This is a genomic window from Stenotrophomonas sp. 86428_Sma (assembly GCF_056481585.1).
In genome coordinates this window covers 3,073,731-3,098,145 of sequence record NZ_CM151156.1, presented here as the reverse complement: position 1 = coordinate 3,098,145, position 24,415 = coordinate 3,073,731, and the positions used below count along the sequence as shown (strand labels likewise).

25 protein-coding genes and 1 pseudogene are annotated in these 24,415 nt (G+C 61.9%); 20 read left to right on the top strand and 6 right to left on the bottom strand.

Annotation, left to right across the window (positions count from 1 at the left end; all coding sequences use genetic code 11):
- The first annotated feature begins 3 nt into the window (after nucleotides 1-3).
- From ACZK3J_RS14245 to ACZK3J_RS14155, 19 genes and pseudogenes are all read left to right on the top strand, one after another.
- Nucleotides 4-1,683 (top strand): type IV secretory system conjugative DNA transfer family protein, encoded by a 1,680-nt coding sequence (locus tag ACZK3J_RS14245; RefSeq protein WP_134950671.1) that lies wholly within the window; start codon nucleotides 4-6, stop codon nucleotides 1,681-1,683.
- A gap of 427 nt (nucleotides 1,684-2,110) precedes the next feature.
- Nucleotides 2,111-2,557 carry a hypothetical protein gene (locus ACZK3J_RS14240; RefSeq protein ID WP_049422460.1) on the top strand — a complete coding sequence of 149 codons (447 nt, stop codon included), beginning with the start codon at nucleotides 2,111-2,113 and terminating at the stop codon, nucleotides 2,555-2,557.
- An 89-nt stretch (nucleotides 2,558-2,646) separates the two neighbouring features.
- Nucleotides 2,647-3,702 carry a VirB8 family type IV secretion system protein gene (locus ACZK3J_RS14235; RefSeq protein WP_049463034.1) on the top strand — a complete coding sequence of 352 codons (1,056 nt, stop codon included), beginning with the start codon at nucleotides 2,647-2,649 and terminating at the stop codon, nucleotides 3,700-3,702.
- Complete coding sequence (locus tag ACZK3J_RS14230; protein WP_014037652.1) at nucleotides 3,699-4,478, top strand: TrbG/VirB9 family P-type conjugative transfer protein; 780 nt, start codon at nucleotides 3,699-3,701, stop codon at nucleotides 4,476-4,478. The genes ACZK3J_RS14235 and ACZK3J_RS14230 overlap by 4 nt, the downstream gene beginning before the upstream one ends.
- On the top strand, nucleotides 4,475-5,728 hold the full coding sequence (locus ACZK3J_RS14225) for a TrbI/VirB10 family protein (protein ID WP_049463035.1): 1,254 nt from the start codon (nucleotides 4,475-4,477) through the stop codon (nucleotides 5,726-5,728). The genes ACZK3J_RS14230 and ACZK3J_RS14225 overlap by 4 nt, the downstream gene beginning before the upstream one ends.
- A gap of 14 nt (nucleotides 5,729-5,742) precedes the next feature.
- Nucleotides 5,743-6,786, top strand: a complete 1,044-nt coding sequence (virB11, locus tag ACZK3J_RS14220; RefSeq protein WP_049463036.1) for a P-type DNA transfer ATPase VirB11 — start codon at nucleotides 5,743-5,745, stop codon at nucleotides 6,784-6,786.
- A gap of 3 nt (nucleotides 6,787-6,789) precedes the next feature.
- Nucleotides 6,790-7,773, top strand: a complete 984-nt coding sequence (locus ACZK3J_RS14215; protein ID WP_049463037.1) for a lytic transglycosylase domain-containing protein — start codon at nucleotides 6,790-6,792, stop codon at nucleotides 7,771-7,773.
- 73 nt (nucleotides 7,774-7,846) lie between these two features.
- On the top strand, nucleotides 7,847-8,257 hold the full coding sequence (locus tag ACZK3J_RS14210) for a TrbC/VirB2 family protein (RefSeq protein WP_010484857.1): 411 nt from the start codon (nucleotides 7,847-7,849) through the stop codon (nucleotides 8,255-8,257).
- Complete coding sequence (locus ACZK3J_RS14205; RefSeq protein ID WP_080347493.1) at nucleotides 8,250-8,558, top strand: VirB3 family type IV secretion system protein; 309 nt, start codon at nucleotides 8,250-8,252, stop codon at nucleotides 8,556-8,558. Before ACZK3J_RS14210 ends, ACZK3J_RS14205 begins: the two co-directional genes overlap by 8 nt.
- An 81-nt stretch (nucleotides 8,559-8,639) precedes the next feature.
- The gene (locus ACZK3J_RS14200; RefSeq protein WP_049463038.1) at nucleotides 8,640-11,087 is read left to right on the top strand and encodes a VirB4 family type IV secretion/conjugal transfer ATPase; all 2,448 of its coding nucleotides are present in this window, start codon (nucleotides 8,640-8,642) and stop codon (nucleotides 11,085-11,087) included.
- Nucleotides 11,084-11,935, top strand: coding sequence for a hypothetical protein (locus ACZK3J_RS14195; RefSeq protein WP_010484866.1), 852 nt, complete (start codon nucleotides 11,084-11,086; stop codon nucleotides 11,933-11,935). The genes ACZK3J_RS14200 and ACZK3J_RS14195 overlap by 4 nt, the downstream gene beginning before the upstream one ends.
- A 61-nt stretch (nucleotides 11,936-11,996) precedes the next feature.
- Nucleotides 11,997-13,142: a TrbL/VirB6 family protein gene (locus tag ACZK3J_RS14190; RefSeq protein WP_010484868.1), complete on the top strand. Its 1,146-nt coding sequence runs from the start codon at nucleotides 11,997-11,999 to the stop codon at nucleotides 13,140-13,142.
- Between the two features lie 39 nt (nucleotides 13,143-13,181).
- Nucleotides 13,182-13,721 (top strand): DUF4189 domain-containing protein, encoded by a 540-nt coding sequence (locus ACZK3J_RS14185; protein ID WP_080356581.1) that lies wholly within the window; start codon nucleotides 13,182-13,184, stop codon nucleotides 13,719-13,721.
- Between the two features lie 322 nt (nucleotides 13,722-14,043).
- Nucleotides 14,044-14,592: a DUF4189 domain-containing protein gene (locus ACZK3J_RS14180; protein ID WP_080356582.1), complete on the top strand. Its 549-nt coding sequence runs from the start codon at nucleotides 14,044-14,046 to the stop codon at nucleotides 14,590-14,592.
- A 42-nt stretch (nucleotides 14,593-14,634) separates the two neighbouring features.
- A pseudogene (locus ACZK3J_RS14175) lies at nucleotides 14,635-15,076 on the top strand (TrbL/VirB6 family protein); the annotation flags it as partial.
- Between the two features lie 39 nt (nucleotides 15,077-15,115).
- On the top strand, nucleotides 15,116-15,664 hold the full coding sequence (locus ACZK3J_RS14170; RefSeq protein WP_478475986.1) for a DUF4189 domain-containing protein: 549 nt from the start codon (nucleotides 15,116-15,118) through the stop codon (nucleotides 15,662-15,664).
- Nucleotides 15,665-16,396: 732 nt separating this feature from the next.
- Entirely contained in the window at nucleotides 16,397-16,933 is a 537-nt protein-coding gene (locus ACZK3J_RS14165) for a hypothetical protein (protein ID WP_010484878.1), read from the top strand.
- A 57-nt stretch (nucleotides 16,934-16,990) separates the two neighbouring features.
- A complete protein-coding gene (locus tag ACZK3J_RS14160) occupies nucleotides 16,991-17,995 on the top strand; it encodes an XVIPCD domain-containing protein (RefSeq protein WP_414577171.1) in 1,005 nt (334 codons plus the stop codon).
- Between the two features lie 97 nt (nucleotides 17,996-18,092).
- On the top strand, nucleotides 18,093-19,361 hold the full coding sequence (locus ACZK3J_RS14155) for a hypothetical protein (protein WP_414577169.1): 1,269 nt from the start codon (nucleotides 18,093-18,095) through the stop codon (nucleotides 19,359-19,361).
- 54 nt (nucleotides 19,362-19,415) lie between these two features.
- Here ACZK3J_RS14155 and ACZK3J_RS14150 read toward each other — a convergent pair whose 3' ends face one another.
- The 3 genes from ACZK3J_RS14150 to ACZK3J_RS14140 are packed head-to-tail and all read right to left on the bottom strand — an operon-like array spanning nucleotide 19,416 to nucleotide 22,103.
- A complete protein-coding gene (locus ACZK3J_RS14150; protein ID WP_277778174.1) occupies nucleotides 19,416-20,741 on the bottom strand; it encodes an XVIPCD domain-containing protein in 1,326 nt (441 codons plus the stop codon).
- On the bottom strand, nucleotides 20,738-21,391 hold the full coding sequence (locus ACZK3J_RS14145; RefSeq protein ID WP_478475985.1) for a hypothetical protein: 654 nt from the start codon (nucleotides 21,389-21,391) through the stop codon (nucleotides 20,738-20,740). The genes ACZK3J_RS14150 and ACZK3J_RS14145 overlap by 4 nt, the downstream gene beginning before the upstream one ends.
- A gap of 40 nt (nucleotides 21,392-21,431) precedes the next feature.
- Complete coding sequence (locus ACZK3J_RS14140; protein ID WP_080291811.1) at nucleotides 21,432-22,103, bottom strand: hypothetical protein; 672 nt, start codon at nucleotides 22,101-22,103, stop codon at nucleotides 21,432-21,434.
- A gap of 243 nt (nucleotides 22,104-22,346) precedes the next feature.
- Between ACZK3J_RS14140 and ACZK3J_RS14135 the strand changes: the two genes are divergently transcribed.
- The gene (locus ACZK3J_RS14135) at nucleotides 22,347-22,853 is read left to right on the top strand and encodes a GNAT family N-acetyltransferase (protein WP_428993064.1); all 507 of its coding nucleotides are present in this window, start codon (nucleotides 22,347-22,349) and stop codon (nucleotides 22,851-22,853) included.
- 22 nt (nucleotides 22,854-22,875) lie between these two features.
- Here the strand turns inward: ACZK3J_RS14135 and ACZK3J_RS14130 are convergent, their stop codons facing one another.
- From ACZK3J_RS14130 to ACZK3J_RS14120, 3 genes are all read right to left on the bottom strand, one after another.
- Nucleotides 22,876-23,082: a hypothetical protein gene (locus ACZK3J_RS14130; RefSeq protein ID WP_005410107.1), complete on the bottom strand. Its 207-nt coding sequence runs from the start codon at nucleotides 23,080-23,082 to the stop codon at nucleotides 22,876-22,878.
- Between the two features lie 58 nt (nucleotides 23,083-23,140).
- Nucleotides 23,141-23,578, bottom strand: a complete 438-nt coding sequence (locus tag ACZK3J_RS14125; RefSeq protein ID WP_032129515.1) for an acetyltransferase — start codon at nucleotides 23,576-23,578, stop codon at nucleotides 23,141-23,143.
- A gap of 67 nt (nucleotides 23,579-23,645) precedes the next feature.
- The gene (locus ACZK3J_RS14120; RefSeq protein WP_478475984.1) at nucleotides 23,646-24,413 is read right to left on the bottom strand and encodes an NAD(P)H-dependent oxidoreductase; all 768 of its coding nucleotides are present in this window, start codon (nucleotides 24,411-24,413) and stop codon (nucleotides 23,646-23,648) included.
- Between the last annotated feature and the right edge of the window lie 2 nt (nucleotides 24,414-24,415).

The window sequence follows — 24,415 nt, the reverse complement described above, 5'->3', positions numbered from 1 at the left end:
CGGGTGTTGCCCAGTAAGAAGTATCTGCTCATCGCCATCATCACGCTGGCGACCCTGCTGCTTGGTTTCGTGTTTTCCGGTTACCTGACCCTGTTGTTGCTGGGGTTGGACACCAAGCTGTTCACCTGGAACACGTATTACCAGTATTACCACGCCATTGGCCAGCCGCAGGTCGCGCCGTTCGTGGGCAAGATCAAGTGGGCCGGTTATCTCGGCTTCGGCCTGCCGCTGCTGGTTCTGCTGGTGACCGGCCTGGTGCTGCTGCTGAAGAAGGACAAGCGCTCGTTGCACGGCGACGCGCGCTTTGCCACCGGCGCCGACCTGTCCAAGCACGGCATGTTCAAGAAGACCGGCCAGAGCATCGTGGTTGGCAGCCATGGCGGCAAGCTGGTGCGGCTGGACGGCCAGCAGTTCGTGATCCTTGCAGCGCCCACCCGTTCAGGCAAGGGCGTGGGCGTCGTCATCCCGAACCTGCTGGAGTACGGCGAATCGCTGGTGGTGCTGGACATCAAGCAGGAGAACTTCGACCTGACCAGTGGCTGGCGTGCCAGTCAAGGGCAGGAGATCTACCTGTTCAATCCTTTCGCCGAAGATCGGCGCACGCACCGCTGGAACCCGCTCAGCTATGTGTCCGATGACCCGGCGTTCCGTGTCTCGGACCTGATGAGCATCGCCGCGATGTTGTATCCGGACGGGGCCGAGGACCAGAAATTCTGGGTCAGCCAGGCGCGCAATGCGTTCATGGCCTTCACCCTGTATCTGTTCGAGAACTGGGATGACGAGCGCAGCAGCGGATTCCCGGGCGGCTCGGGCACGCCGACGCTGGGCGCTGTCTACCGGTTGTCATCGGGCGACGGCACCGATCTGAAGAAGTACCTCAAGGCCTTGTCGGAGCGGTCGTTCCTCAGTGGCAACGCACGTTCGGCATTCGCCAACATGCTGTCCCAGGCCGATGAGACCTTCGCCTCGATCCTGGGCACCTTCAAGGAGCCGCTCAATCCCTGGATCAATCCGGTGCTGGACAAGGCCACCAGCAGCAACGACTTCCTGCTGACCGATGTCCGCAAGAAGAAGATGACCATCTACATCGGCATCCAGCCCAACAAGCTGGCCGAGAGCCGATTGATCATCAACCTGTTCTTCAGCCAGTTGATCAACCTCAACACCAAGGAACTGCCCAAGTCCAACCCGGACCTGAAGTACCAGTGCCTGCTGTTGATGGACGAATTCACCTCGATCGGCAAGGTCGAGATCATCGCCTCGGCGGTGTCCTACATGGCCGGTTACAACATCCGCCTGCTGCCGATCATCCAGAGCATGTCCCAGCTTGATGCCACCTACGGCCGGGAAGTGTCACGCACGATCATCACCAACCACGCACTGCAGATCCTGTACGCGCCGCGCGAGCAGCAGGACGCCAACGACTACTCGGACATGCTGGGCTACACCACCGTCCGCAAGAAGAACGTCACCCATGCCCGTGAGAAGACCCACAACTTCACCGAAGAGCGGCGTGCACTGATGCTGCCGCAGGAGCTGAAGGCGATGGGGCCGGACAAGGAAGTATTCCTCTACGAGGGCATACCGCATCCGGTGAAGTGCGACAAGATCCGCTATTACAAGGATCGCTATTTCACATCGCGGCTGCTGCCGAAGGTCGACGTTCCGATGCTTAACGTCTAATTCACGTCGCTAAATTTGTGACGTAGATTCATATTCACCGACGTGAAACCGTGAGCTGAGTCAAAAATTCGGCATCTGTTCATAGATTTTCAGACTTGTCTGACATGGAATTGACGCGTGGTTGTGTAACTCTGTGTGCGTCATCCAGAAGTGTGTGCTGGATGCCAAAAGTTGTAACGCAGGGTGGCCAGGAGTTTGTGCCATGGAAACAAGGATGGTTTCGACGTTGGTGAGGGTGTGCGGGTGTGTCGTCGGCAACGTCTGGCGGCCCCGCGACCTGGTTGGCAGCTTTCGGGCTGCAGGGGAGCCGGGGCAGGTGTGCTGCATGCCAGCGCGTCTCCCCGATTCCGGCGTGCGCCATGCAGCGCCGGACGGCCAGGGAACCAACGCTCGGGACTGCTTTTTCGTACGTCAAAGTGAAGCCCGTATGAATCAGGCGTTTATCGCGAAAATCTCCATCGCCGCAGTCGCGGCGCTGATGGTGGCAGGGTGTGCCACCAAGTCCGCCCCCGATTTCGGTGGGCGCTGGAAGCCGGTCAACCGCTTTGCCGTGGCGACGACCGAGATCCCGCTGTATTCCAGCTACGTCTACCAGGCCTCGCCGATGGATGGAACGCTCAAAGCCATGCTCGAGCGCTGGGCCAAGGATTCCGGACGAACACTGGACTACCGCCTCAGCTCGGACTTCACGCTGTATGGCGCGGTCTCGAAGATCGACACCACCAATGCGCAGCAGGCCGTGATCGATCTGACTTCGGCGTATTCGGCGCAAGGCATCTCCGTCTCCATTGTTGGCAACCAGATCGTTGTGCAGAGCGCTGGCTCGACGCCCACCGCGTCGGCGCAGAGCGCTGATTCCAACAGCGGCACCTGAGTCCACCTCGAAACCATCGAACGTGCCGCTCCCCGCGCCTGTCGCAGGGGCTCCATGCCCATTGATGTTTCAGCAGTACGGAAGAATCCATGTTCCGCAAGAAGGATCCCGGCAACAGTCCCAAGGTCGAGCAGTCGGTCGCCAAGGCGGTCAGCTACGAGATCACCGTGGCCGACATGGCGCGTCGCAGCGAGCGCCGTGCCTGGTGGGTCGCCACGGGCTCGTTGCTGATGTCGCTCGCACTGGCGGGCGGCTACTACTACATGCTGCCGCTGAAGGAGAAGGTGCCGTTCCTGGTGATGGCCGATGCGTACACGGGTACCGCGACGGTCGCACGCCTGAGCGGGACCTTCCAGGGCGAGACGATTACCAGCAACGAAGCGATCAATCGCAGCAATGTGGCCCAGTACGTACTGGCGCGCGAGTCGTACGACTCGGCGGTGATGGGCCTGCGCGATTGGGAACTGGTGTTCGTGATGTCCACCGATCCGGTGGCGCAGTCCATGCGCGTGCGCTATGCCGGCAACAACCCGCAGAACCCGTTCGTGATGTATGGCCGCGAACGCGCCATCCGGGTCAAGATCCTCAGCATCACGCCGCTGGGCGCCGAAGCGAACGGCAGCTTCCGCGGTGCGTCGGTGCGCATCCAGCGCAGCCTGTTGGACAAGCGCACTGGCGTTGCCACCTACCTGGACAATCAGCTGGTGACGATGCGCTTCGGCTACAACCAGAACCTCGCGCTGTCCGAGCAGGATCGTATCCTCAATCCGCTGGCCTTCCAGGTCACCGAGTATCGCGTCGACAACGACTATTCCCGTGGCGTCCCGGTGCCGGATGACGGCGCCATGCAGGCGCAGGCGCAGCAGGCTGCACAGGCCGCGCAGCAGGCACAGGGCGTCTACGATCCGAACAATCCGGCTGCGGCCACGATGATCGATCCTGCCACCGGCCAACCGGTCGCGGCTCCGGTCAACGGCCAGGTGCCGGGTCAGGCGATGCCGGGCCAGCCCGTACAGGGTCAACCCATGCCGGGTCAGCCGGTGCAGGGGCAAGTAACGCCGGGGCACGCCATGCCCGGACAGCCGGCCATGAGGCCGGCGCAGAACAATTCCACCGGAACTGCTGATGGAGCAAGCAACCGATGAGTAGTCGAAATATCAGGGGAAGCGCGCTGGCGCTGCTGTCGATGTTGTCGCTGTTGTTTTCAGCAGCAGCGATGGCGCAGGCGGTGGACCACTACGAGTACGAGAAGGACCGCATCTATCCGGTTCGCACCGGCCTGGGCCTGACCACCCAGATCGAGTTGAGCCCGAACGAGAAGATCCTCGACTACAGCACCGGCTTCAGCAGCGGCTGGGAGCTGACCCGCCGCGAGAACGTGTTCTACCTCAAGCCGAAGAACGTCGACGTGGACACCAACATGATGGTGCGCACCGAGACCCACTCCTACATCTTCGAGCTGAAGGTGGTAGCCACTGACTGGCGCCAGCTGGAACAGGCGCGTCGTGCAGGCGTGCAGTACAAGATCGCCTTCGTCTATCCGAACGACACCGTGTTCGGCGTCGCCCAGGAAGCGGTCGAAGAAGAGGCCAAGCCATTGTTGAGCTCTGAACTGGCCAAGGACCGCCAGTACAACTTCAACTACTCCTATTCGACCAGCAAGGCGAAGAAGATGGGATGGCTGATCCCGGTCAACGCCTATGACGATGGTCGTTTCACCTATCTGAAACTGCCGAATTCGCCGGAGTACAAGACCGGCATCTTCCCGGCGGTTTTCGGTCGCGAAACGGAATACGGTGAAGACTTCGTGGTCAACACCACGGTTGAAGGCAATACGCTGATCGTGCACGGGACGCACCCGTACCTGGTCATCCGCCACGGCGACTTCGTCGTCGGCCTGCGAAGGAACGTGAAGAAATGAGCCAGCAGAACACTCCCGGAAACGACCCGAACAACGGACGCGACGAGAGCCAGAGCCCGTATGGCGCACAGGGTGCCCCGGACGCGCCGTCGAATCCCTACTTCGGCACGGCCCAGGCCGAGCCAGCGCCGGACCTTGATGCGGCCGCGCCGCAGCTGCGCTCGGCCGAAGAGCAGCGGTTGAATCGCAAGGCCCTGCTGTTCCTCGGCGGCATCGTGCTGCTGCTGATGGCAATGGGCTTCCTGCTGTTCCGCAAGGGCCAGGATAGTGATGACGCCGTGCAGAAGGTGCCGGATGTCGCACGTGCCAGCACGCCGACATTGCCGGACGTTGCGCCGCCTCCGCAGGCGCCGCCGACTGCCGCCGAACCGATTCCCATGCTTCCGCCGATGCCACAGGACGAAGGTCCGAAGCTGGTGCCCATCGCATCCCGGCCGGAAGCCATGGGACCCCGTGAGCCGACGCTGGTCGAGCGCCGGATGGCTGGCGTGGATGATGCCGCGCTTGCGGCAGGCAATCGCGCGCAACCGCAGCGCAGTGCGCTCGACGAACAGACCCGCCAGGCGCTGCTTGCGAACATGATGCCCAACCAGCAGGGGCAGCAGAAGATCCGCCGTGGGCCGGATGTGGAAGACGTTTCCAGTGCCACCTACATCCAGAGCCCCGATGCGCTGCTGGTGCGCGGCACCTACCTGCGGTGCGTGCTGGAAACCCGCATCATCACCGATCTGGCCGGCTACACGTCGTGCCTGCTGACCGAGCCGGTGTACTCGATCAACGGTCGCAACCTGCTGCTGCCCAAGGGCTCCAAGATCTATGGCGCCTACGGCGGTGGTCCGATCGGCAAGCGCGTGGAAGTGATCTGGGATCGCATCACCACCCCCAATGGCATCGATGTTGCGATGTCCAGCCCGGGCGTGGATCAGCTGGGCGGCGCCGGTCATCCGGGCCAGTACAGCGCGCACTGGGGCAGCCGTATCGCCTCGGCGCTGATGATCAGCCTGATTTCCGATGCCTTCAAGTACGCGGCTGCCGAACACGGTCCGGAGACGACCACCATCGCCAACAACGGCATGACGGTGCAGTCGCCCTATGAGAGTGCTACCGCACGCACGATGGAGCGCCTGGCCAACGAGGCACTCAGCAGCAACCGTCGTCCGCCGACAGTCACCATCAACCAGGGCACGATCGTGAACGTCTACGTCGCCAAGGACGTCGACTTCACCAACGTGCTCCACCCCCGCCGGTAACCCAACGAACGATCATGGACGCCGAAGTGTCACCCCTCGCCCTCGTCTCCAGCGATTTCCTGCGCTATCAGTACGAAGTGCTGGGCATCGCCGAGTACATGACTTCCCCGGAAGTGACGGAAATCTGCATCAACCGTCCCGGTGAGCTGTACCTGGAAACCCGGGCGGGGTGGCAGCGGGTAGACGTGCCGAGCCTGACCTTCGAGCGGGCCCGGCAGTTCTGCACGGCCGTCGTCAATGAGAGCAATACCGGCCAGCGCATCACCGATGCTGATCCGGTCGTCTCGCTGACCTTCCCGACCGGGCAGCGTGCGCAGTTCGTAATTCCGCCTGCCTGCGATGCCGGCAAGGTTTCGATCACTATCCGCCTGCCGTCCAAGCACACCAAGTCGCTCACCCAGTACCACGAGGATGGTTTCTTCAACCAGATTCTGGAACAGGATGGCAGTCTGAGCGAGCAGGATCGCGAGCTGCTGGAGCTGCGCCAGCAGCGCGAGTACGCCGAGTTCTTCCGGCGTGCGGTCATGTACCGCAAGAACATCGTCGTATCCGGTGCGACCGGCAGCGGCAAGACCACCTTCATGAAAGCGCTGGTCAATCATATCCCCGACAACGAACGCCTGGTCACGATCGAGGATGCGCGCGAGCTGTTTCTGACCCAACCCAATGTGGTGCACCTGCTGTACTCCAAGGGGGGGCAGAGCACCAGCAATGTCAGCGCAAAGAGCTGCATGGAAGCCTGTCTGCGCATGAAACCCGAGCGCATCATCCTGGCCGAGCTGCGCGGTGACGAGGCGTTCTACTTCATCCGCAACTGCGCATCGGGCCATCCGGGCTCGATCACCAGTTGCCATGCCGGCAGCCCGGAGCAGACCTGGGATCAGCTGGCGCTGATGGTCAAGGCCTCGACCGAAGGTTCGGGCCTGGAATTCAACGTGATCAAGCGACTGCTGATGATGACCATCGACATCGTCGTGCATATCAAGGCGCACGCAGGCTCGCGCTATATCACCGGTATTGATTTCAATCCTGGGCGTGCCCAGGGGCAGGAGGGCTGACCAATGCTGCCAGGACTGGAAATGATGGCGTGCCCGGAAATGGCCGTCTCGATGGACGTGATGCAGCACGTCATCAACGTGGAATCGTCGCGCAACCCTTACGCCATCGGCGTGGTCGGCGGTGCCTTGGTGCGCCAGCCCAAGGCCCTGGACGAGGCGCTGGCCACCGTTCGCATGCTGGAGGAGAAGGGCTACAACTTCTCCATTGGCCTGGCCCAGGTCAATCGCTACAACCTCGGCAAGTACGGTCTGGATTCCTACGAGAAGGCCTTCCAGCAGTGCCCGAACCTGCAGGCCGGTTCGCGCATCCTCGCCGAGTGCTACAAGCGCTCCGGTGGTGACTGGGGCAAGTCGTTCAGCTGCTACTACTCGGGCAATTTCGAGACCGGCTTCCGTCATGGTTATGTGCAGAAGGTCTATGACTCGATGCGCCGTGGGCAGCAGCTTGCCAGCAATGGTGTTGCACCGATCGACGTGGTGAGTCGCGGCGAACGCCGCAGCGTGAAGGTCGAGCATCACCCGCAGCTCGCTTCGCCGGCGCAGGCGCGCATCGTTGCGCAGGCGAGTGGCCCGGTGTACGTGCCGTCGGAAGATCCGGCACGTGCGTATGTCGTGTATCCGTCCACCGGTGCAATGGCGCGGGGCAGCCTGCTGAACATCGCCGACCAGGCGCTTTCCAAAGTGGTACTGGGCTCGGTGGATCGGATGATGCAGCCGCAGGCGCAGCCCACCCAAGGGGCCGCCTATCCGCAGCAACAGGCCGGTGGCCTGCCTCAGCAGCTGCCTCAGCAGGGTCCGGCGCAGACAATGGCCATGCCGCAGCAGTTGCCGGGCGCTGCCAGCGCCGGCAGCGAGGGGCCCGTGATGCTGCGGCCCTGGAGCGAGCGCAACCAGCCTGTGGCCGGTGGCGAAAATTCATTCAATGCACCGGTGCAGGCTGCGCCGTTGCAGCAGATTCCCGCAGGGGATGCGGCCTTCGTGTTCTGACGAAGTCGTGGTGCGGCCAGTCCCCCGGCTGGTCGATTCAGTTGTGTTAGTCCATCAACAAGGAAATCAATCCATGAAGCGATCCAATCTCGACCTCGTCCAGGCCCAGCGCACGCTGAAGACCCTGCTGATGGCCACGATCTTCGTTGGCGCACTGTTCGCCCCGCAGGTGTTCGCTACCAACACCGACTTCGGCGGCACCGACAAGAAGGTCTGCGGTTTCTTCTCCAACATCAACGGCCTGCTGAACATGGCCTCGATCGCCGTGGTGACCATTGCGGTGATCTTCGCCGGCTACCAGATCGCTTTTGCTCACAAGCGCATCAGCGACGTCGCGCCGATCCTGATCGGTGGCGTGCTGATCGGTGCCGCCGGCCAGATCGCGCGCATGCTGCTGGGTGAAGGCAGCGACGGCAAGTGCGGTGCTGGCACCAGCACGACCTACTACCTGATCAACAACGCGATTCAGTACTACAGTGCATAAGAACGTCCTGTTCCGCGGTTGCACGCGCCCAGCGATGTTCCTGGGCGTGCCTTATCTGCCATTTTTCATGGTGGCAGGCGGGCTGTTGCTGCTCAGTGTGTACACGAACTTCTGGTTCCTGCTCACCATCCCGGTGGCGATCTTCATCATGCGGCACATGGCCAAGCGTGACGAAATGATCTTCCGCCTGCTGGGCCTGCGACTGATGTTCAAGCTGAAGGTGCGCAACGTGCCGGAACACGATGGCATGTGGGTGTTCAACCCCAATCACTACCGCAACAAGCCGGCCCGAATGGATTGAGGTCCGGATCCGGCCTGGCGGGCGTCCGCGCTCGCCAGGTCTCTTGAAACTCCTTGGCAGTACCTCTTTGGAAGCAGTCGTATGTTCAGTCCTGACACCTCCATCAGTGAGTTCATCCCGTTGTCGTCGCATGTCGCCCCGAACGTGGTCAAGACCACGGGCGGCGACTACCTGCTGACCTGGCATCTGGAAGGGCTGCCGTTCGTCGGCCGAGAGGAGTGGGAGCTCGAGCATCGCCACAACACGTTCAACCGCCTGCTGCAGACCCTGCGCGCACCGGACTTTGTCAACGTGGCTTTCTGGGTGCACGACATCCGTCGCCGCCGCACGCTGAAGGGCAAGAGCAGCTACAAGCAGCGCTTCAACCAGGACGTGTCCGACCAGTACATGGGCATGCTGTCCTCGCAGCGCATCATGCAGAACGAGCTGTACCTGACCATGATCTACCGCCCGGTGGTGGCGGGTAAACGCTTCGTCGAAAAGTCGGCGAACGTGGACAAGCTGCGCGCCGAGCAGGAGCAGGCGGTAGAGAAGTTGATGGAACTGGCCGGCAACGTCGAGGCCGTGATCCGCGACTACGCGCCGTATCGACTGGGTATGTACGAAGCCAAGAATGGCGTTGTGTTTTCGGAAACGCTGGAGCTGTTCGGCTACCTGATCAATCGCATCGACGAGCCGGTGCCGGTGCTTTCGGCACCGATCAAGGATTACCTGCCGGTCAGCCGCCATATGTTCTCGGCTAAGACGGGCGATTTCGCGATCAATACCCCGAATGGTGCCAATCACTACGGCGCCATTCTGAACATCAAGGAGTATGCCGAGGGGACCTATCCGGGCATCCTCAACGGTCTGAAATATCTGGACTACGAGTACGTCATCACCCATTCGTTCAGCCCGATGGGGCGTCAGGATGCGCTGAAGGTGCTCGACCGCACCAAGGGCATGATGATCTCCTCCGGCGACAAGGCGGTCAGCCAGATCGTCGAGCTCGACCAGGCCATGGATCAGCTGTCGTCGGGCAACTTCGTGCTGGGTGAATACCACTTCATCATGGCGGTCTACGGCGACACGCAGGCCAAGCTTTCGCAGAACGTCGCCTCGACCCGTGCCGAGCTGTCAAACGCCGGATTCGTGTCGACCAAGGAAGACCTGGCGGTTACCTCGTCCTTCTATTCGCAGCTGCCGGGTAACTGGCGCTACCGCACTCGCCTGGCCAATGTCAGTTCGCTGAACTTCCTGGGCCTGTCGCCGCTGCACAACTTCGCCACCGGCAAGCAGCACAACAATCCGTGGGGCGACTGCGTCACCACGTTGCAGACCACCAACGGCCAGCCGTACTACTTCAATTTCCACGCGACCCATCCGTCGGAAAACTCGCTGGGCGAGAAGGCGATCGCCAACACCATGGTGATCGGCAAGTCCGGTACCGGTAAGACCGCGCTGATCAACTTCCTGCTCAGCCAGGTGCAGAAGTACGAGCCCTCGCCGACCATCTTCTTCTTCGACAAGGACCGCGGTGCTGAGATCTTCGTGCGTGCCTGCGGAGGTAACTATCTGGCCCTGGAGAACGGCGCGCCGACCGGCTTCAACCCGTTCCAGTGCGAGAACAACGAAGCCAACGTGCAGTTCCTGGCCGACCTGATCAAGGTGCTGGCCGGCAAGCGCGAGTACAGCGCCCGCGAGGAAGAAGACATCTACCGCGCCGTGGAAAGCATGCTCGATACGCCGATGCATCTGCGCAGCATGACCAACTTCCAGAAGAGCCTGCCCAACATGGGCGACGATGGCCTCTACGCGCGCATGCGCCGTTGGATATCGGGCAATTCGCTGGGCTGGGTGTTCGACAATCCCGTGGATACCGTTGACCTGAGCAAGGCCAACATCATCGGCTTCGACTACACCGACATCATCGACAACCCTGAAGTGCGCGTGCCGGTCATTAATTACCTGCTGCACCGCCTGGAGTCGCTGATCGACGGCCGTCCGCTGATCTATGTGATGGACGAGTTCTGGAAGATCCTGGATGGCGAGGGTGGCCTGAAGGAGTTCGCGAAGAACAAGCAGAAGACCATCCGTAAGCAGAATGGTCTCGGCATCTTTGCCACACAGAGCCCGGAGGACGCGCTGAAGAGTGATATCTCCGCCGCCCTGATCGAACAGACCGCTACCCTGATCCTGCTGCCGAACCCGAATGCCAGCAAGAGCGACTACATGGATGGCCTGAAGTTGACCGAGGCCGAGTTCAATGTGGTTACCGCCTTGGACGAGCGCTCGCGTTGCTTCCTGGTCAAGCAGGGTCATGCGTCCAGTGTCTGCCAGCTCAACCTGCGCGGCATGGACGACATCCTGTCGGTGATCTCGGCGTCGACCGACAACATCGACATCATGCATCGTGTCCTGCAGACCGCCGCCGTGCGTGCACGTGTGACGGTGGATGAGCTGACGCCGGAACAGTGGCTGGAAGATTTCTACAAGAACCGCAAGGGCTCCGGAAAGCCCGCATCCAACAGTAAGGAGGTTGCAGCATGACTGTCGCAACGGACGTGAACGCAGCAAGCCCCTTGAATTCGATGGAGAAGAACATGGAAACCACTGCCCGTACTGCCAAGACGCCGAGTGCAGTCTCCCGGCTCCGTTCCACCGCCATGGCGATTTCCGTCGCCGCATTGCTCAGCTTCCCCGTGAAGGGATACACCATCCCGGTGGTTGAGGTTGGCTTGAATACCTTCAACAGCACGCTGACTGAGGTCCATACGCTTGCCGCTCAGGGGGAAGCCTTGCTCGAGTACAGTACCCAGGCGCAACGGTTTCTGGAAACAACTCAGAACTGGGCGCAGAAGCTGGCGAAGTTCAATCAGATCATCGCCTCGCCACTGATGCCTCAAGGCGTGAAGCTGGAGCCGGTTCCGCTTGAGTGGAATGTTGCCGAGCGCTGCGGCGCCGGCAATATCATGAGCCTGAGCGGTATCCTCACTGCGTTGGACTTGAGCCCGGGTGGGGACATCATCGCCCAGCAGCGCAACATCTGCGCTGCAATCCAGGTCATGGAGAATCAGAAGTACAACGAGACCGTGGAAGTTGTGCAGAAGACGATGCCCGACATGCGCAAGGTGCTGGACAGGATCAAGGATATCCGCGATCTGTGGAGCGGCGAGGGTGCGATGGCAGAGGCCTCCGCGAATGCAGTCGTTTCTGACGCCTATATGCAGGCGGATTTTGCGACCTGGGAAAAGAAGACTGAAGGGTATGACAAGCAGATTCAGGCGCTGACCAAGATGCAGCAGATTCTTGCGCAGCGCGCATTGAAGGGTACCGGTCAGTCACCTCTCGGTACCGTAGTGAAGGCCGCGGCACTGAAGGCAGCGCTCTCCAACTGATTAGACGCTGCTCCGGTCGAGCTGCAATCACATTCTAGGTGAAGTTATGGATCTTGGGCTGATGGATGGCATGTTGGGGCAAGGCCCCCTGCACATGCTGCAGAATCTGCACGCGTCATCCTCAATTGGTGACTTTGTGTTCTTCCGGCTGATCCTCGATTACCTGCATAAGGAAATCGCGGAGTACGGCGTCAAGCTGCTTGGACGCATGATGGCGTGGGTCGGTGGCATTGCACTGACTCTCATGACGCTCTGGGTGCTGATTCAGGGTTTCCGGATCGCCACCGGTCGCAGCCGCGATTCGATGATGGTGCTCGTGACCAACATGGCCAAGGCTGCGCTGATCGTGTCGGTTGCCACGACCATGGGTATGTTCGGTCGCGAGATGCATGGCTTTCTCATCAATGACGTGAAGAACGAGATTACTTACGTCGTGACCGGGAAGAAGGACTCGCCGGAGGATCTGATCGATGAGAACCTGGGCTACATGCAGCTGGCGCTATCCAGCGTTGACGCGCTGGACGTGATGAGCGACGTGACGCTGGACAACGCCAAGACCCGTGCCATGTGGTTCATTGGCATGGGCACGGGTGGTCCGGCAGTCACGGCTGGCTCAATGCTTTTGCTGTATGAGGTCGCGCTGGCATTGTTCATCGGCCTGGGGCCATTATTCATCCTGTGCTTGCTGTTTGACCAGACCAAGCAGCTGTTCCAGAAGTGGCTGCTCTACGGCATAGGCACGATGTTCTCCATGGCGGTTCTGGCAGCGATGACCGGCATCGCGATGAAGATGGTGTCCAAGGTTGCGTTCGCCTTCTGGGGAAGCACGTTGACGGGCACGCTGATGGGTCAGAATTTCAGTGAAGGTATGTCGAGCATGGCACTGCAGCAAGGCGGCATGGGCCTGATCCTGACCACGCTGATTCTGACTGCGCCCCCAATGGCGGCGATGTTCTTCCAGGGAACATTGGGCAGCTTCATGGCATATTCGCAGATAGGCGGTAGTGCAGTACCGGCATCGCCGGGCCCGAATGGTCAGCCGCCGGGTTCGACGGGAGGCGGACAATACAAGCCGAACGCACCGGCGACTCACGAATCTCAACCGATGGGTGTAGGCTCTGCAGTCACTCCGAGATTGCAGGGTGCCTTTGACTCTCCGCCACCATCGTCTGGGCTTAGAGGAAATGCGAATGGCAGCGTTGCATAGCGAGTTCGATATGCATGATAAAGGTGGAGTTGGCGGGCGATGAAAATTCTTGTATCGCAAGCGATTCTCGCCAGTTCTTTGATCTTGGGCGTGGCATATCAATCCTTTGCCGAAGGTAATTGCCCTCCTGGTTACTACCCGATTGGGGGGCAAGGGGCACGGGGGTGTGCGCCTATACCCGGGGCCGCTAGTGGAGGTGGTACCACAGCGGAGATTCAGCTTGCCAGTCCTACTGGCAAGTGGGTGCGAACCTGGGGGGCGATAGCGTCTTCCAAGAACACTCAAGACGCAGGAGTGTCGACGGGAAAGAGAGCCAAAGAGCTGGCAGAGCAAGAGGCTCTTTCCAAGTGTGCATCGGGAGGAGCGCGTGACTGCAAGGTCGATTTGGCCTACTTTAATCAGTGCGCTTCTTGGGTCGTTCCAAGTGGGCGTTCTGGGGGCGGGCAGTCGGGAGTGGGTGGTGGGCCCACGCCGGAGCGAGCGCTATTTGTGGCCCAGTTAATGTGCAGGAATGATCAGCCAGGAAAATGTGTGGAGTTCTATGCCAACTGCACGAAACCGATTTTTGAGGAGTTCTAGTTCTCTTAAATAGTTAATTGATGGCCTCGGAAATTGCCATGCCAAATAGCCGCTGGTGGGCGCTATTGGCGATTCGCCTTCTACGAGCGATAGGGCGTGAGGGGCGCCACGTGTGGTGCTGTACCGCGTTACGACTCAAGCGGCAGCGCCGTGTGTGTTTCATCGAGCGACTGGAGCTGCCGGCTTCGCGCGGTATGTGCTCTGATGGAGTGCAATGTAAAGCGGCCTGTTCCGCTTGTTCTGAGTCGATCTATGAGACGAAGGAAATGTCAATCGCGGTGCCGTCTAGCTGGTCCAATGAGAAGGGGGTGAGGACAGTTTCATGAATGGAGCAAAGCAATGGGTGATTCTTTTCTTCTTTCTTCTCGTCTCATTGACCGAAGTTGCGTTCGCTGAAGGCAATTGTCCGCCAGGGTATTATCCAATTGGAGGTCAGGGCGCCCGAGGTTGCGCCCCCATTCCAAGTGGCGCACCGAGTAGCACATCGAGTGGCGGGATTTCCGAATTGCCCGCAAACTCTCCTACTGGGCGATGGACCAAGACATGGGGGGCGATTGCTGAATCGAAAACGACTCAGGACGCGGGCACCTCTGTCGGTAAGCGATCCAAGGAGGAGGCTTCTCGTGAGGCAATTTCAAAATGCGGATCAGCTGGTGCCGCTGATTGTTCGGTTAGCTTCACGTATCAAAATCAGTGTGTCTCGTGGGTCATTCCAAGGGGGCGTTCTGGCGCAGGTCGTGCCGGGATTGGATCTGGTCCCACGCCCGAAAGGGCAAAATTCAACGCGCAAGCCATGTGCAAGAATGATCAGCCGGGATATTGCGAAGAGATCTATTCGGACTGCAGTAAACCGATATTTGATGAGTTCTAAGTTGCAGGCTTATGTCGCGCCCTGATATTCCGGTCCATTGATGTGACCGGCATCGCGATGAAGATGGTGTCCAAGGTTGCGTTCGCCTTTTGGGGAAGCACGTTGACGGGTACGCTGATGGGTGAGAATTTCAGCGAAGGTATGTCGAGCATGGCACTGCAGCAAGGCGGCATGGGCCTGATCCTGACCATGCTGATTCTCTGACTGCGCCGCCCGATGGCGGCGATGTTCTTCCAGGGAACATTGGGCAGCTTCATGGCATATTCGCAGATTGGCGGTAGTGCAGTACCGGCATCGCCGGGCCCGAATGGTCAGCCGCCGGGTTCGACGGGCGGGGGGGGCAATACAAGCCGAACGCACCGGCGACTCACGAATCTCAACCGATGGGTGTAGGTTCTGCAGTCACTCCGAGATTGCAGGGTGCCTTGACTCTCCGCCACCATCGTCTGGGGTTAGAGGAAATGCGAATGGCAGCGTTGCATAGCGAGTTCGATATGCACGATAAAGGTGGAGGTGGCGGGCGATGAAAATTCTTGTATCGCAAGCGATTCTCGCCAGTACTTTGATCTTGGGCGTGGCGTATCAATCCTTTGCTGAAGGCAATTGTCCGCCAGGGTACTACCCGATTGGAGGTCAGGGCGCCCGAGGTTGTGCCCTCATTCCAAGTGGCGCACCGAGTAGCACATCGAGTGGCGGGATTTCCGAGTTGCCCGCAAACTCTCCGACTGGGCGGTGGATAAAGACTTGGGGGGCAATCGCCGAGTCCCGGTCTACTCAGGACGCAGGAGCATCGACCGGCCTTCGATCACAGCTAGCGGCAGAGCAAGAGGCGTTGCGGAAGTGCAGTTCAACGGGTGCCGCCGATTGCTCCGTCAGTTTGGCGTATCGAAATCAGTGTGTGGCTTGGGTCATTCCAAGTGGGAAGACGGGTCGTGGAATGTCGGCGCTGGGGCGTGGTGCTACGCCGGAAATGGCGCTGATAATGGCGCACTCCAAGTGCAAGAATGATGTGAGCGGGAAGTGCGCGGTGCTGTATGAAAACTGTACCAAACCTATTTTTGAAGAATTTTGATGTAAATGTGTCGGCGGGCACGCTGGTATAGTCTCGAAGAATGTTGTCGTTGGAGAGCCGCTGCATAAAATGCTGCGCGCCTACTTCCGGCTGAATGTGTCTCATCAGTCTCTTCTACTGCGCTGATGTTCACTGGGACGAAATACGTTAATGCTAGTACGGTAAGCTGGGCAACTTAGACTGCCTTGCGCGACTGCAGAGCTGCGGCGGGAGCACAATGCAGATCCGTCTACGTCGCGTGTGCTATTCCACTTTTCAAGAGATATCAGGCGTACGCGGCCGGACGCTGCCCGAGGCGGAGGAAAAGGCAGTGGGAGAATGTATCGACGCCGATGCGAAAGCCTGTCCTCTGGCATTCAACAACTGCATGTGAAGCTACAGGCGATTTTGGGGTGTTGCGCCGCCTGCGCCCGTCTTGCTTCGTGGATGCGGTCCCCGATTCTGTGACTGGTAGCGCCATTTCAAGCTTTCGCTCTTCGACGCAAGCGACCTCCTCGCGCTAAGCTCTCCTGGCGCCGGAAAAATGGCGCTTCGGCGCTACGATTGCAGGAGCTTTCCCGTCCATGAGGACCCTGTCCCTCCGCTCAACGGGTGACGCATGCCACCGACGCTGCCATGGTGCTCCCGGAGCTATCATCCGCACCTGCAGGGTGACTGGCGCGACTGGGCAACGCCACTATGCCCGCCTACGACGCGAGCATCGGCGGGACGATATTGAAGGAGTGGGAGGGGATGGAAGACAGGGTTGGCGCACACATGGACGATGCCCTGGCATTTGTTCCGTCCGGTGCGAACCTGCTGGAAGCCGTCAGGGGCGAGCTCAACGGCGATGGCATCGAGTATCAGCTGCTGGTCATCGACCAGCCGACGCCGGAAGGGCTGGTGCCCGGCCAACACGGACCGAACCGGGTGCTGCTGTTGCTACGCGGTGACGGGCGCGGGCGCTGGCAGCTGGCCGCGCGCAACGACAAGCTGGTGCCGTGTTCCACCCGAGGTGGCTTGGCCGGCGACCCTTTTGCGTATGCAATGGTCGAGGAGGGCACCTTCAGCGTGATCACCAACGGCGGTAGCCGCGAGCGCTGGAGCAGCACCTACCGGTTCCGCTATGCGCCCGCGGACAAGGCCTGCTGGGTGGACGGGGTGAGACGCAAGGTCGTGGATATCGAGACCGAAGCGACCAACATCCGGGATTACTCGGTGGCGGAGCTGGGCAGGGTGCGGTTCGAGGACTTCGACCCGTCCAGTGTCGCGGAGGTGTCGCTTCCATGAGCCAAGCTCCAACCGGCGGAAGGGAATCCGCGCTGATGAAGATTCAGGAGTTGCACTGTGTCGACCGATAGAGAGTCGCAGCTGTTGCGGCAGGCGACCAAAGCCGGCATCGACTCCCCGCTTGAACTGGCCAATTTCATGGCCCAGGCAGGGCACGAGTCGCGCGGCCTGAGCCGGCTCAATGAAAGTTTCAACTTCACCCGGGGAATCTCGCAGATCCCGGTGGAAGCTGCGTGGCGCAATGGCAACGCTGCGTTGGAGAGCGCCCGCCAGGAAGCGCTGCGTGGCCGCCCGGAAAACCTGGCTGAGCTGATGTACGGCGGACGCATGGGCAATGATGTGCCCGGCGACGCATTGAAGTACCACGGCCGCGGCTATCTGCCGTTGGTCGGCAAGGAGAATTACGAGCGTGCCGGCAAAGCGCTGGATCTGGATCTGGTGAATCAGCCGGAACTGGCCGCGCAGCCCGAGCACGCAGGCCGTATTGCGGTGTGGCAGTGGCAGACGCGAGTACCGGAGGCGGCGCGCGAGGATGTGCGCGAGGCAACGCATGCGCTCAATGGCGCGTTCAATGGCATTGAGGCTCGCCGGCAACGCTTCGAGGTCTGGCAACAGAAGCTGACGCCGGATGTGATGGCGCGGCTGGAGCGGGGTGAGGTCGGTGCGCCGGCGCAGAGTGTTCCCCGAGACATGTCGCAGACCGGTGAGCCCGGCAACGCGTTGTTCGAGGATGCACGCCGACGCCTGCAGCAGATGGGAGCACAGAGTGGACTGCGCAGCGTACAAGAGCTCGACAATACCGCTGGCGCATTGGCGCTGGGGGCGCATAAAGCCGGCCTGTCGCGCATCGATCATCTCCTGGCCGGCAATGACGGTCGCACGCTGTTTGCGGTACAGGGTGGGCTGGGCGATCCGGCCATGCTGCGCGCATCGGTCGATCGCGAACAGGCGGCGCAGCAGCCACTGGCGCAGAGCAGCCAGCAGTTGGCTACCAGCGTCGCCCAGCAGGACCCGGCGGCTGCGCTTGCCCGCGAGCAGGAGCAGCGTTCTCGATCCCTGTAGCACCTGATGCCTGCGGGCAGGGTGCCCGCAGGCGCTTTACGTACGACGCGTGGCGCCCTGTGGCGCCGACATGGAAACCCACTCGTAAGGACACCACATGCGAATCGTTCCCCCGAATGCCCGGCACGCCGCCGCCCACTGCAGTGCATCCGTGCGCCGCCTGCCGCCGCTCTGGCTGCTGTCACTTGGACTCGCCGCAGCGTCGGCACAGGCTCAGGAGGCCGCGTCACCCGTCGTGGAGACGCCCCCCGCTGCCGAGGCGGCCGTTGAAGCGCCTGCAGGGACGGCGCCCGTTGCAGTACCCATGGCGGCCGAAGCTGTTGTCGCGGCACCGGCTCCCGAAGTACGGGTTGCCGCGACTCCCCCTGTGACACCTGTGGTGGACGCGCAGCCGGCGCCGGCTGCGGACCCGACGCCTGTGCCGGTTGCACCCGCAACGGCGGCGCCTGTCGCTGCACCGCCTGCCGTCGTCGAGCCAGCCGTCCCGGTGGTAGCTCCCGCGCCACCCGCCTTGGTCATCATGCCGTTGCCGCCCGAGCAGGCGACCGAGCGTGCGCTTGGTGCCCGCTGCCCGGTGGATCTGGCTGGGCGGCTGGCGGCCCAGGGCGAGCTGCTGATCGGCGCCTGCCAGGGCACGATGCCGGCGCATCTGGCCGCGCTGCTGGTCGCGCTGCCCCAGCAGGACATCCACCTGCCGCGCAGCTGGCGCGAGCGTGAGGTGCAACAGAAGGTTTGGTTCAAGGCGGTGCCGGGCTACGGCCAGCGCCCGGACTTCATCGCGCGGATGGGCGACATCTGGGTGCGCTCGCTGGAAGGACGCGACGCCGACAGCACGTTCTACCTGGTGTCGGCACCGTTCACCTGCAGCGACCGGGTCGCCAACCGTGATGAGTACGGCGCAGAGCCGGTACGTGTGCCAGCGGGTGACTGCCGCGAGGCTTATGTGGGCCAGCGTGTGTACCAGGTTCGCGGGGACGCCGCGCCGAGGGATGTGACCGCGGACGCCATGCCGGCCATGCCCCAGGTGACGGAGGCCGATCGTGCGCGGCAGCTGTCGCGCGACGGCCGGATCAGCTTGGACCACAGCAAGCTGCAGTACGGCCCGGCCATGCGGTGGTTCGTGCAGTACCCGGAGGCAGCGCAGAAGGGCGGTCCGCGTGCCTACAGTGACTGGAACCGCGAGCACCTGGCCTTCGTGGTCTGGACTGGGGATCGCTTCGAGCTGCGCGAAAAGGTCGCGCGGGCGCAGTGGCCCTGTGATCCGGTAGCACCGGGCGATCGCGCCTGTGGTGGCTTCCCGGATTCCGGGCCGGATCTGTTCGTGACCGCCGGTGCGTCCGCGCCGGTCGCGGCCTCCAGCCCCTGAGGCAGAGGGCCGAAGTGACGCGGGAGCCGGATTGACCGGTTCCCGCGCTGTTCATCAGGCCTGCATGCTGCGGGTCTGGTTCTGCTGTTGTTCCAGTTGTTGATCGCGGTCCTGTGCCAGGCGCTGTCCCGCAGCTTGCTGATCAATCCGCTGGCTGCTCTGCTCCAGCGGGGTGTTCATCGCCACGGCCGTGTCCACCGACACGCGCAGATGCGCCGGGTCGCCGCCCTGGCCCTGCACCGCGAAGCTGCGCGAGGCGTCGGCATTCATCACCACCTCGTCGATGCGCTTGCCGCCTGCAGCGTGCATCTCCGCCGCCAGGCTACCGGCCAACTGCGTACTCATCACATCCGGCACGCGGCCGACGCGAACGTCCTGCGCATGCACGCCACGGATCGCGTCGTTGAACAGCGGGTTGCCCAGGTGATTGGCATCGTCCATGCGCAGCATGCTGGTGTGATGGCCGTTCTTCTCTGCTTCGCGGCGTGCTGGTTCACCGGGCTGCAGCGGGCCGCGGATGTGGTCGTACAGATCGATGGCGCCGCCAGGGATGCCGCGTGCCGCGCGGGTGACGCCACGACGCAGTGATTCCACGTCGTCGCGGTACTCCTCGATCATCTTGGCGTTGTCTTTCGCCAGCTTCTGCGTTTCCGGGTGCTTCAGCACCGAGCCTTCGTTGAGGAAGTTGCCCAGTTTGTGCGCGCCGAATGAACTGGTGGCCGCGATGATCGGACGGTCTGGAATCAGATCACGCAGGGCGTGATTGCTGAAGCCGTTCGCTGCCAGCGTCTTGATCTCATCGGGCTTGGCGTAGATGCGGACCTGGCCGAAGTGCGGCGAGGCAGCGCTGACCGGATCGGAGGCCATGACGTGGTTGATCATGGTGTTGCCGCCTTCCGGAATGCGGTAGCTGAGGCTGACCGCGCCGTAGGCGTTGAAGGTCTCGCCCTTGACGTTGAAGTGGTGCGAGGTGATCTGGGCCAGGGCACCGCCGAGGGAGTGGCCGGTGACGGTGACCTGCGGCGCGCGGCCTCCAAATGCAGCTTCCTGCTTCGCGTAGTCCAGCGCGCTTTTGGTCAGGGCGATGGCATCGGGGGCCTGCACATTGGTGCGGGCAACGACCATGCCTCCGTCGGTGAGGATTGCATCACGAGCAATCTGTTCGGTGCCGCGATGAGCGACGACGATCTCGTTGGTGTCGGTGCGTTGGTAGATGGTGCCTTGGTAGCCGTTGAGTCGATTGTCGACATGCTCAAGAACTTTGTACTCGTGTCCGTTGAGCGTGACTTTCTCTTCCTGGCCCGGAGCCCGTCGTCCGACTGCACGATCCTTATAGGCGTCATCGGAAAGTGAGGCGTAGTCCTGAGAGGTGATGGTCATTGGGTGACCTCACTGGCGCTGAGGCTCATGGTGAACAGCTTGCCCTGCAGCTCGGCTACGTAGTCTGCAGGATTGGTCTTGCCCGTGGCCGGATAGTTGGCAGCAAGCGGAGCCCGCGGATAGGCCGCGTCCGGGTAGTAGAGCGTATGCGCGCTACCTTCGGTCAGTGGCTTGGCCTCGACGAAGGTCAGGAAGCGCGTTTCGCCTTCAGCACCCGTTGCCTTCAGCATCGCCCCTGCGCCGCTGAACTCCCACTTGCACACGCCACGGCCGTAGTAGTCCTCGTCCAGCATGCGGTCGATGTATACAGTGCCGCGGTATTCGCCATCAGCGACCTTGCGCAGCTCCACTGGTTCCTGGCTGGTGATGCGTGCAGCCGTGCCTGTGGCCGGCTCGATGTGGCCGCACTGGTCTTCGTTGGTGACGTCGTACTGCGCGACACCTTCGACCACCGCGAAGTCGCCCGGGGCATCCTTCAGGCGCAGCACCAGTTCATAGGCCTTGCGCGGGCTGGGGTTGAGCTTGGCGAGGCCACGCCCACCCTGGGCGACATCGGCTTCAGCAGCGGCACGTTCCTGGTTCATGGCGGTCTCCGGATTGCAGGCGGTCAATAGAAGCAGAGCAAGGCACGGGATCATCTTGTGGCGCAATGTCGGCCTCCTTGGGGGTAGGAATGGTTGAACTGGCAGCTCATGGCGCGAGTTTCTGCACAGTGGTGGTGGTCGAGAACAGCGCGTCGCGCAGATCTTCGCTGTACTCTGATGGATTCTCCTCGCCACTGGCGCCATAGTTGGCGACGGTGGCGGCGAGTGGATAGATCAACTTTGGGTAGTAGAGCGTCAGAGGAGACTCGTTCTCCATGCGCTCCTTGTCGATGAACGTCAGGAATCGCGTATCCGCCTCGCCGGTCGTAGCGCGCAACATCGCACCGACTCCCGTCAGCGCCCAATGGCAGACACCACGCCCGTAGTAATCCTCGTCCTGCATGCGGTCGAGGTAGAACGTACCGCGGTACTCGTTCTCACCGACCTTGCGCAGCGTGACGAGCTCCTGGCTGGTAATACGGCTGGCGGTACCGGTCGCCCTCAGGACCCGGCCGCAGTCCTTGTGGTTGCTGACGTCGTACTGGGCAACGCCCTCGACCACCGCGAAGGGACCGGGGGCATCCTTCAGTGTCAGCACCAGCTCGTAGCCTTGCTGCGGTGATGGGTTGAGTTTGGCCAGGCCGCGCCCACCAGCGGCGACGTCGCGCTCGGCATCAGCATAGGGCGAGCATGCGGCTAGTGGGATAAGGGCGAGCAACGCCAGCAGCGGCTGCCTTTTCCTTTCAGGGAGCGCTACTCCCATGGCCTGATCCTGCATCGTGCGTCCATGTCCATATATCCTTCCTGGGTGACAGGTTTCTCGATTATGGAGCGTGTCAGGAACGCTGCGCCACCGCCGCGACGGCTTTTTGACGCGCCCGATGCGGTGTATTCCGGCGAATCGATTGCAGCACAGGGGATTCGGGCGTCGCGTTGGCCTTGCTGGCAGGGGCTGCTCGCGGTTGAATCTGCGACCTAAATCAATAATTCACGCATTCATCACATTATCAAAGGCGTTCTCTTGAACTGCATGATCCGCACCGAAACCACGGCCGACCACGCCGCCATCCATGCACTCACCGAGGCCGCCTTCCGCGAAGCCCCGCACAGTAGCCACACCGAGCAGTTCATCGTCGACGCCCTGCGCACCCGCGGGGAGTTGAGCATTTCGCTGGTCGCCGAAACTCAGGGCCAGGTGGTCGGTCACATTGCCCTGTCGCCGGTGACGGTCAGCGATGGCAGCACGGGCTGGTTTGGTCTGGGCCCGATCTCGGTAGTGCCCGCGTGGCAGGGGCAGGGCATCGGTGCGGCCCTGATGCGCGCCGCACTTGAAGCACTGCGTCAGCAGGGTGCGCATGGCTGTGTATTGCTGGGCGAGCCGGCCTATTACGGGCGCTTCGGCTTCCGTGCCGAGCCGGGCCTGGTGTTGCCGGGCGTGCCGGCGGAGTACTTCCAGGCGCTTTGCCTGCAGCCTCCGCTGGCTCAGGGCGAGGTGCAGTACTCACCGGCCTTCGAGGCGACAGCCTGAGCCACGGCGGGCGTGCGCCCGCTCAGGGCGCGCGCCAGACGGTCGGTTCGGGTTGCGGTTTCGGAATGCGGTAGCCGCCGATATGCTCGAGAAGTTCATTGGTACGACGCTGCTCGACCAGTACCTCACGCAGCAGGTTGCGCACGGCGAAGATGGCGAACGGCACCAGGATCCAGACCAGGCTGATGCCCAGCGCAAACAGGGTCAACAGGGCTTTTGCACCATCCATGTACGGCATTCCTTGATCGAAAGCAGCCACGCTAACACGCAGCTGCTGCCAACGGATGTCAGGCCTTATGCCGAAGGTGGATCAGCGGATACGGGCGGCCCTGCGAATCCAGCGGCGAACGACCGGTTTCGACAAAGCCCATGCGCAGGTAGAAGCCCACGGCCTGCGCGTTCTGTGCGTTGACGTCGGTGCTCAGCTGCGGGTGCAGGGCCAGTGCGTGCTGCAGCAGCTGCCGACCGATACCGGTGCCGCGCACGTCCGGATCGATGAACAGTGCTTCCATGTGGGTGCCGTCGATCAGCATGAAGCCCAGCGGCCGATCCTGTGCATCGACAGCAACGGTCATCGGCGCCTGCGGCAGGAAACCGGCGACTTCGGCATCGATCGCCAGGCGATCTTCAGTGCTGAGGAAGTCGTGGGTGGCGTCGACGGCGCGGCGCCAGAGATCGACAAGGGCGGCGCCGTCGTCAGCGCGAGAGGGACGGAGGGTGGTCATATGTTCACCAAGGTGCTTGCAGGAATGCGAAGTATGAAGCTTTCCGGCTGTGCCTGCAGGTGCGGGTTCATCCGGCGTTGCGATGGCGGATGAAGGGACTGTACGCAGTCGCTTCCGCGCGCAGCAACACGCCATCCTCGAAGTCCTCACTACTGTTGAAGGGCACGGTCGGCCACTGCCGCCATCGCGACAGTCGCTCGCGGTAGGAAAGGGTGGCTGCAACCAATGCTTCGTCGTGGGCCTGCACGCGTTCCGCTGCAAGCCCTGAGCGCACGCCGTGCACCATATGCGGCTCCATCACCTCGAAGCCGACGTAGCGCAGGCTGTACATCAATGGCCAGAGCAACAGCCGGGTATCGCCTTCGCGGCCGTCAACCGCGCATGCCCGCGCCGAAGAGCCGGTGGTGACGCTCAGCAACGCACGCTTGCCCTGCATCACGCCGCGCTCGTGGCGTTGCCGGCTGTTGTACATCGGCCCGTAGACCAGCACGCGGTCCAGCCAGCCCTTGAGGATGGCCGGCGCCGCAAACCACCACAGTGGGAACTGCAGGATCACCAGGTCCGCGGCCAGCAGCAGCTGCAGGTGATGCCGCACATCGGCGGGCAACTGGTCGTGTTCGGCGCTGTAGCGTTGTTCGCGCTGGGCATCGAAGCGCTCGGGCTGCAGGCGCCGTGGATGGTGCCAGGCCGCTTCCAGCGGATCGAAGCCTTCTGCATACAGGTCGACCATGTCCACCTGCAGATGGTCGTGCCGCAGCTGCTCGGCCGCCTGCATGGCCAGGTGGGCATTGAAGGAACGGGGTTCGGGGTGGGCCAGCAGGATCAGGGCGCGCATGG

Coding starts and splice junctions, on each gene's coding strand:
- ACZK3J_RS14240 (WP_049422460.1), top strand. CDS start 2,111: ATGAATCAGGCGTTTATCGCGAAAATCTCCATCGCCGCAGTCGCGGCG.
- ACZK3J_RS14235 (WP_049463034.1), top strand. CDS start 2,647: ATGTTCCGCAAGAAGGATCCCGGCAACAGTCCCAAGGTCGAGCAGTCG.
- ACZK3J_RS14230 (WP_014037652.1), top strand. CDS start 3,699: ATGAGTAGTCGAAATATCAGGGGAAGCGCGCTGGCGCTGCTGTCGATG.
- ACZK3J_RS14225 (WP_049463035.1), top strand. CDS start 4,475: ATGAGCCAGCAGAACACTCCCGGAAACGACCCGAACAACGGACGCGAC.
- virB11 (WP_049463036.1), top strand. CDS start 5,743: ATGGACGCCGAAGTGTCACCCCTCGCCCTCGTCTCCAGCGATTTCCTG.
- ACZK3J_RS14215 (WP_049463037.1), top strand. CDS start 6,790: ATGCTGCCAGGACTGGAAATGATGGCGTGCCCGGAAATGGCCGTCTCG.
- ACZK3J_RS14210 (WP_010484857.1), top strand. CDS start 7,847: ATGAAGCGATCCAATCTCGACCTCGTCCAGGCCCAGCGCACGCTGAAG.
- ACZK3J_RS14200 (WP_049463038.1), top strand. CDS start 8,640: ATGTTCAGTCCTGACACCTCCATCAGTGAGTTCATCCCGTTGTCGTCG.
- ACZK3J_RS14195 (WP_010484866.1), top strand. CDS start 11,084: ATGACTGTCGCAACGGACGTGAACGCAGCAAGCCCCTTGAATTCGATG.
- ACZK3J_RS14190 (WP_010484868.1), top strand. CDS start 11,997: ATGGATGGCATGTTGGGGCAAGGCCCCCTGCACATGCTGCAGAATCTG.
- ACZK3J_RS14185 (WP_080356581.1), top strand. CDS start 13,182: ATGAAAATTCTTGTATCGCAAGCGATTCTCGCCAGTTCTTTGATCTTG.
- ACZK3J_RS14180 (WP_080356582.1), top strand. CDS start 14,044: ATGAATGGAGCAAAGCAATGGGTGATTCTTTTCTTCTTTCTTCTCGTC.
- ACZK3J_RS14170 (WP_478475986.1), top strand. CDS start 15,116: ATGAAAATTCTTGTATCGCAAGCGATTCTCGCCAGTACTTTGATCTTG.
- ACZK3J_RS14165 (WP_010484878.1), top strand. CDS start 16,397: ATGGAAGACAGGGTTGGCGCACACATGGACGATGCCCTGGCATTTGTT.
- ACZK3J_RS14155 (WP_414577169.1), top strand. CDS start 18,093: ATGCGAATCGTTCCCCCGAATGCCCGGCACGCCGCCGCCCACTGCAGT.
- ACZK3J_RS14150 (WP_277778174.1), bottom strand. CDS start 20,741: ATGACCATCACCTCTCAGGACTACGCCTCACTTTCCGATGACGCCTAT.
- ACZK3J_RS14140 (WP_080291811.1), bottom strand. CDS start 22,103: ATGCAGGATCAGGCCATGGGAGTAGCGCTCCCTGAAAGGAAAAGGCAG.
- ACZK3J_RS14130 (WP_005410107.1), bottom strand. CDS start 23,082: ATGGATGGTGCAAAAGCCCTGTTGACCCTGTTTGCGCTGGGCATCAGC.
- ACZK3J_RS14125 (WP_032129515.1), bottom strand. CDS start 23,578: ATGACCACCCTCCGTCCCTCTCGCGCTGACGACGGCGCCGCCCTTGTC.
- ACZK3J_RS14120 (WP_478475984.1), bottom strand. CDS start 24,413: ATGCGCGCCCTGATCCTGCTGGCCCACCCCGAACCCCGTTCCTTCAAT.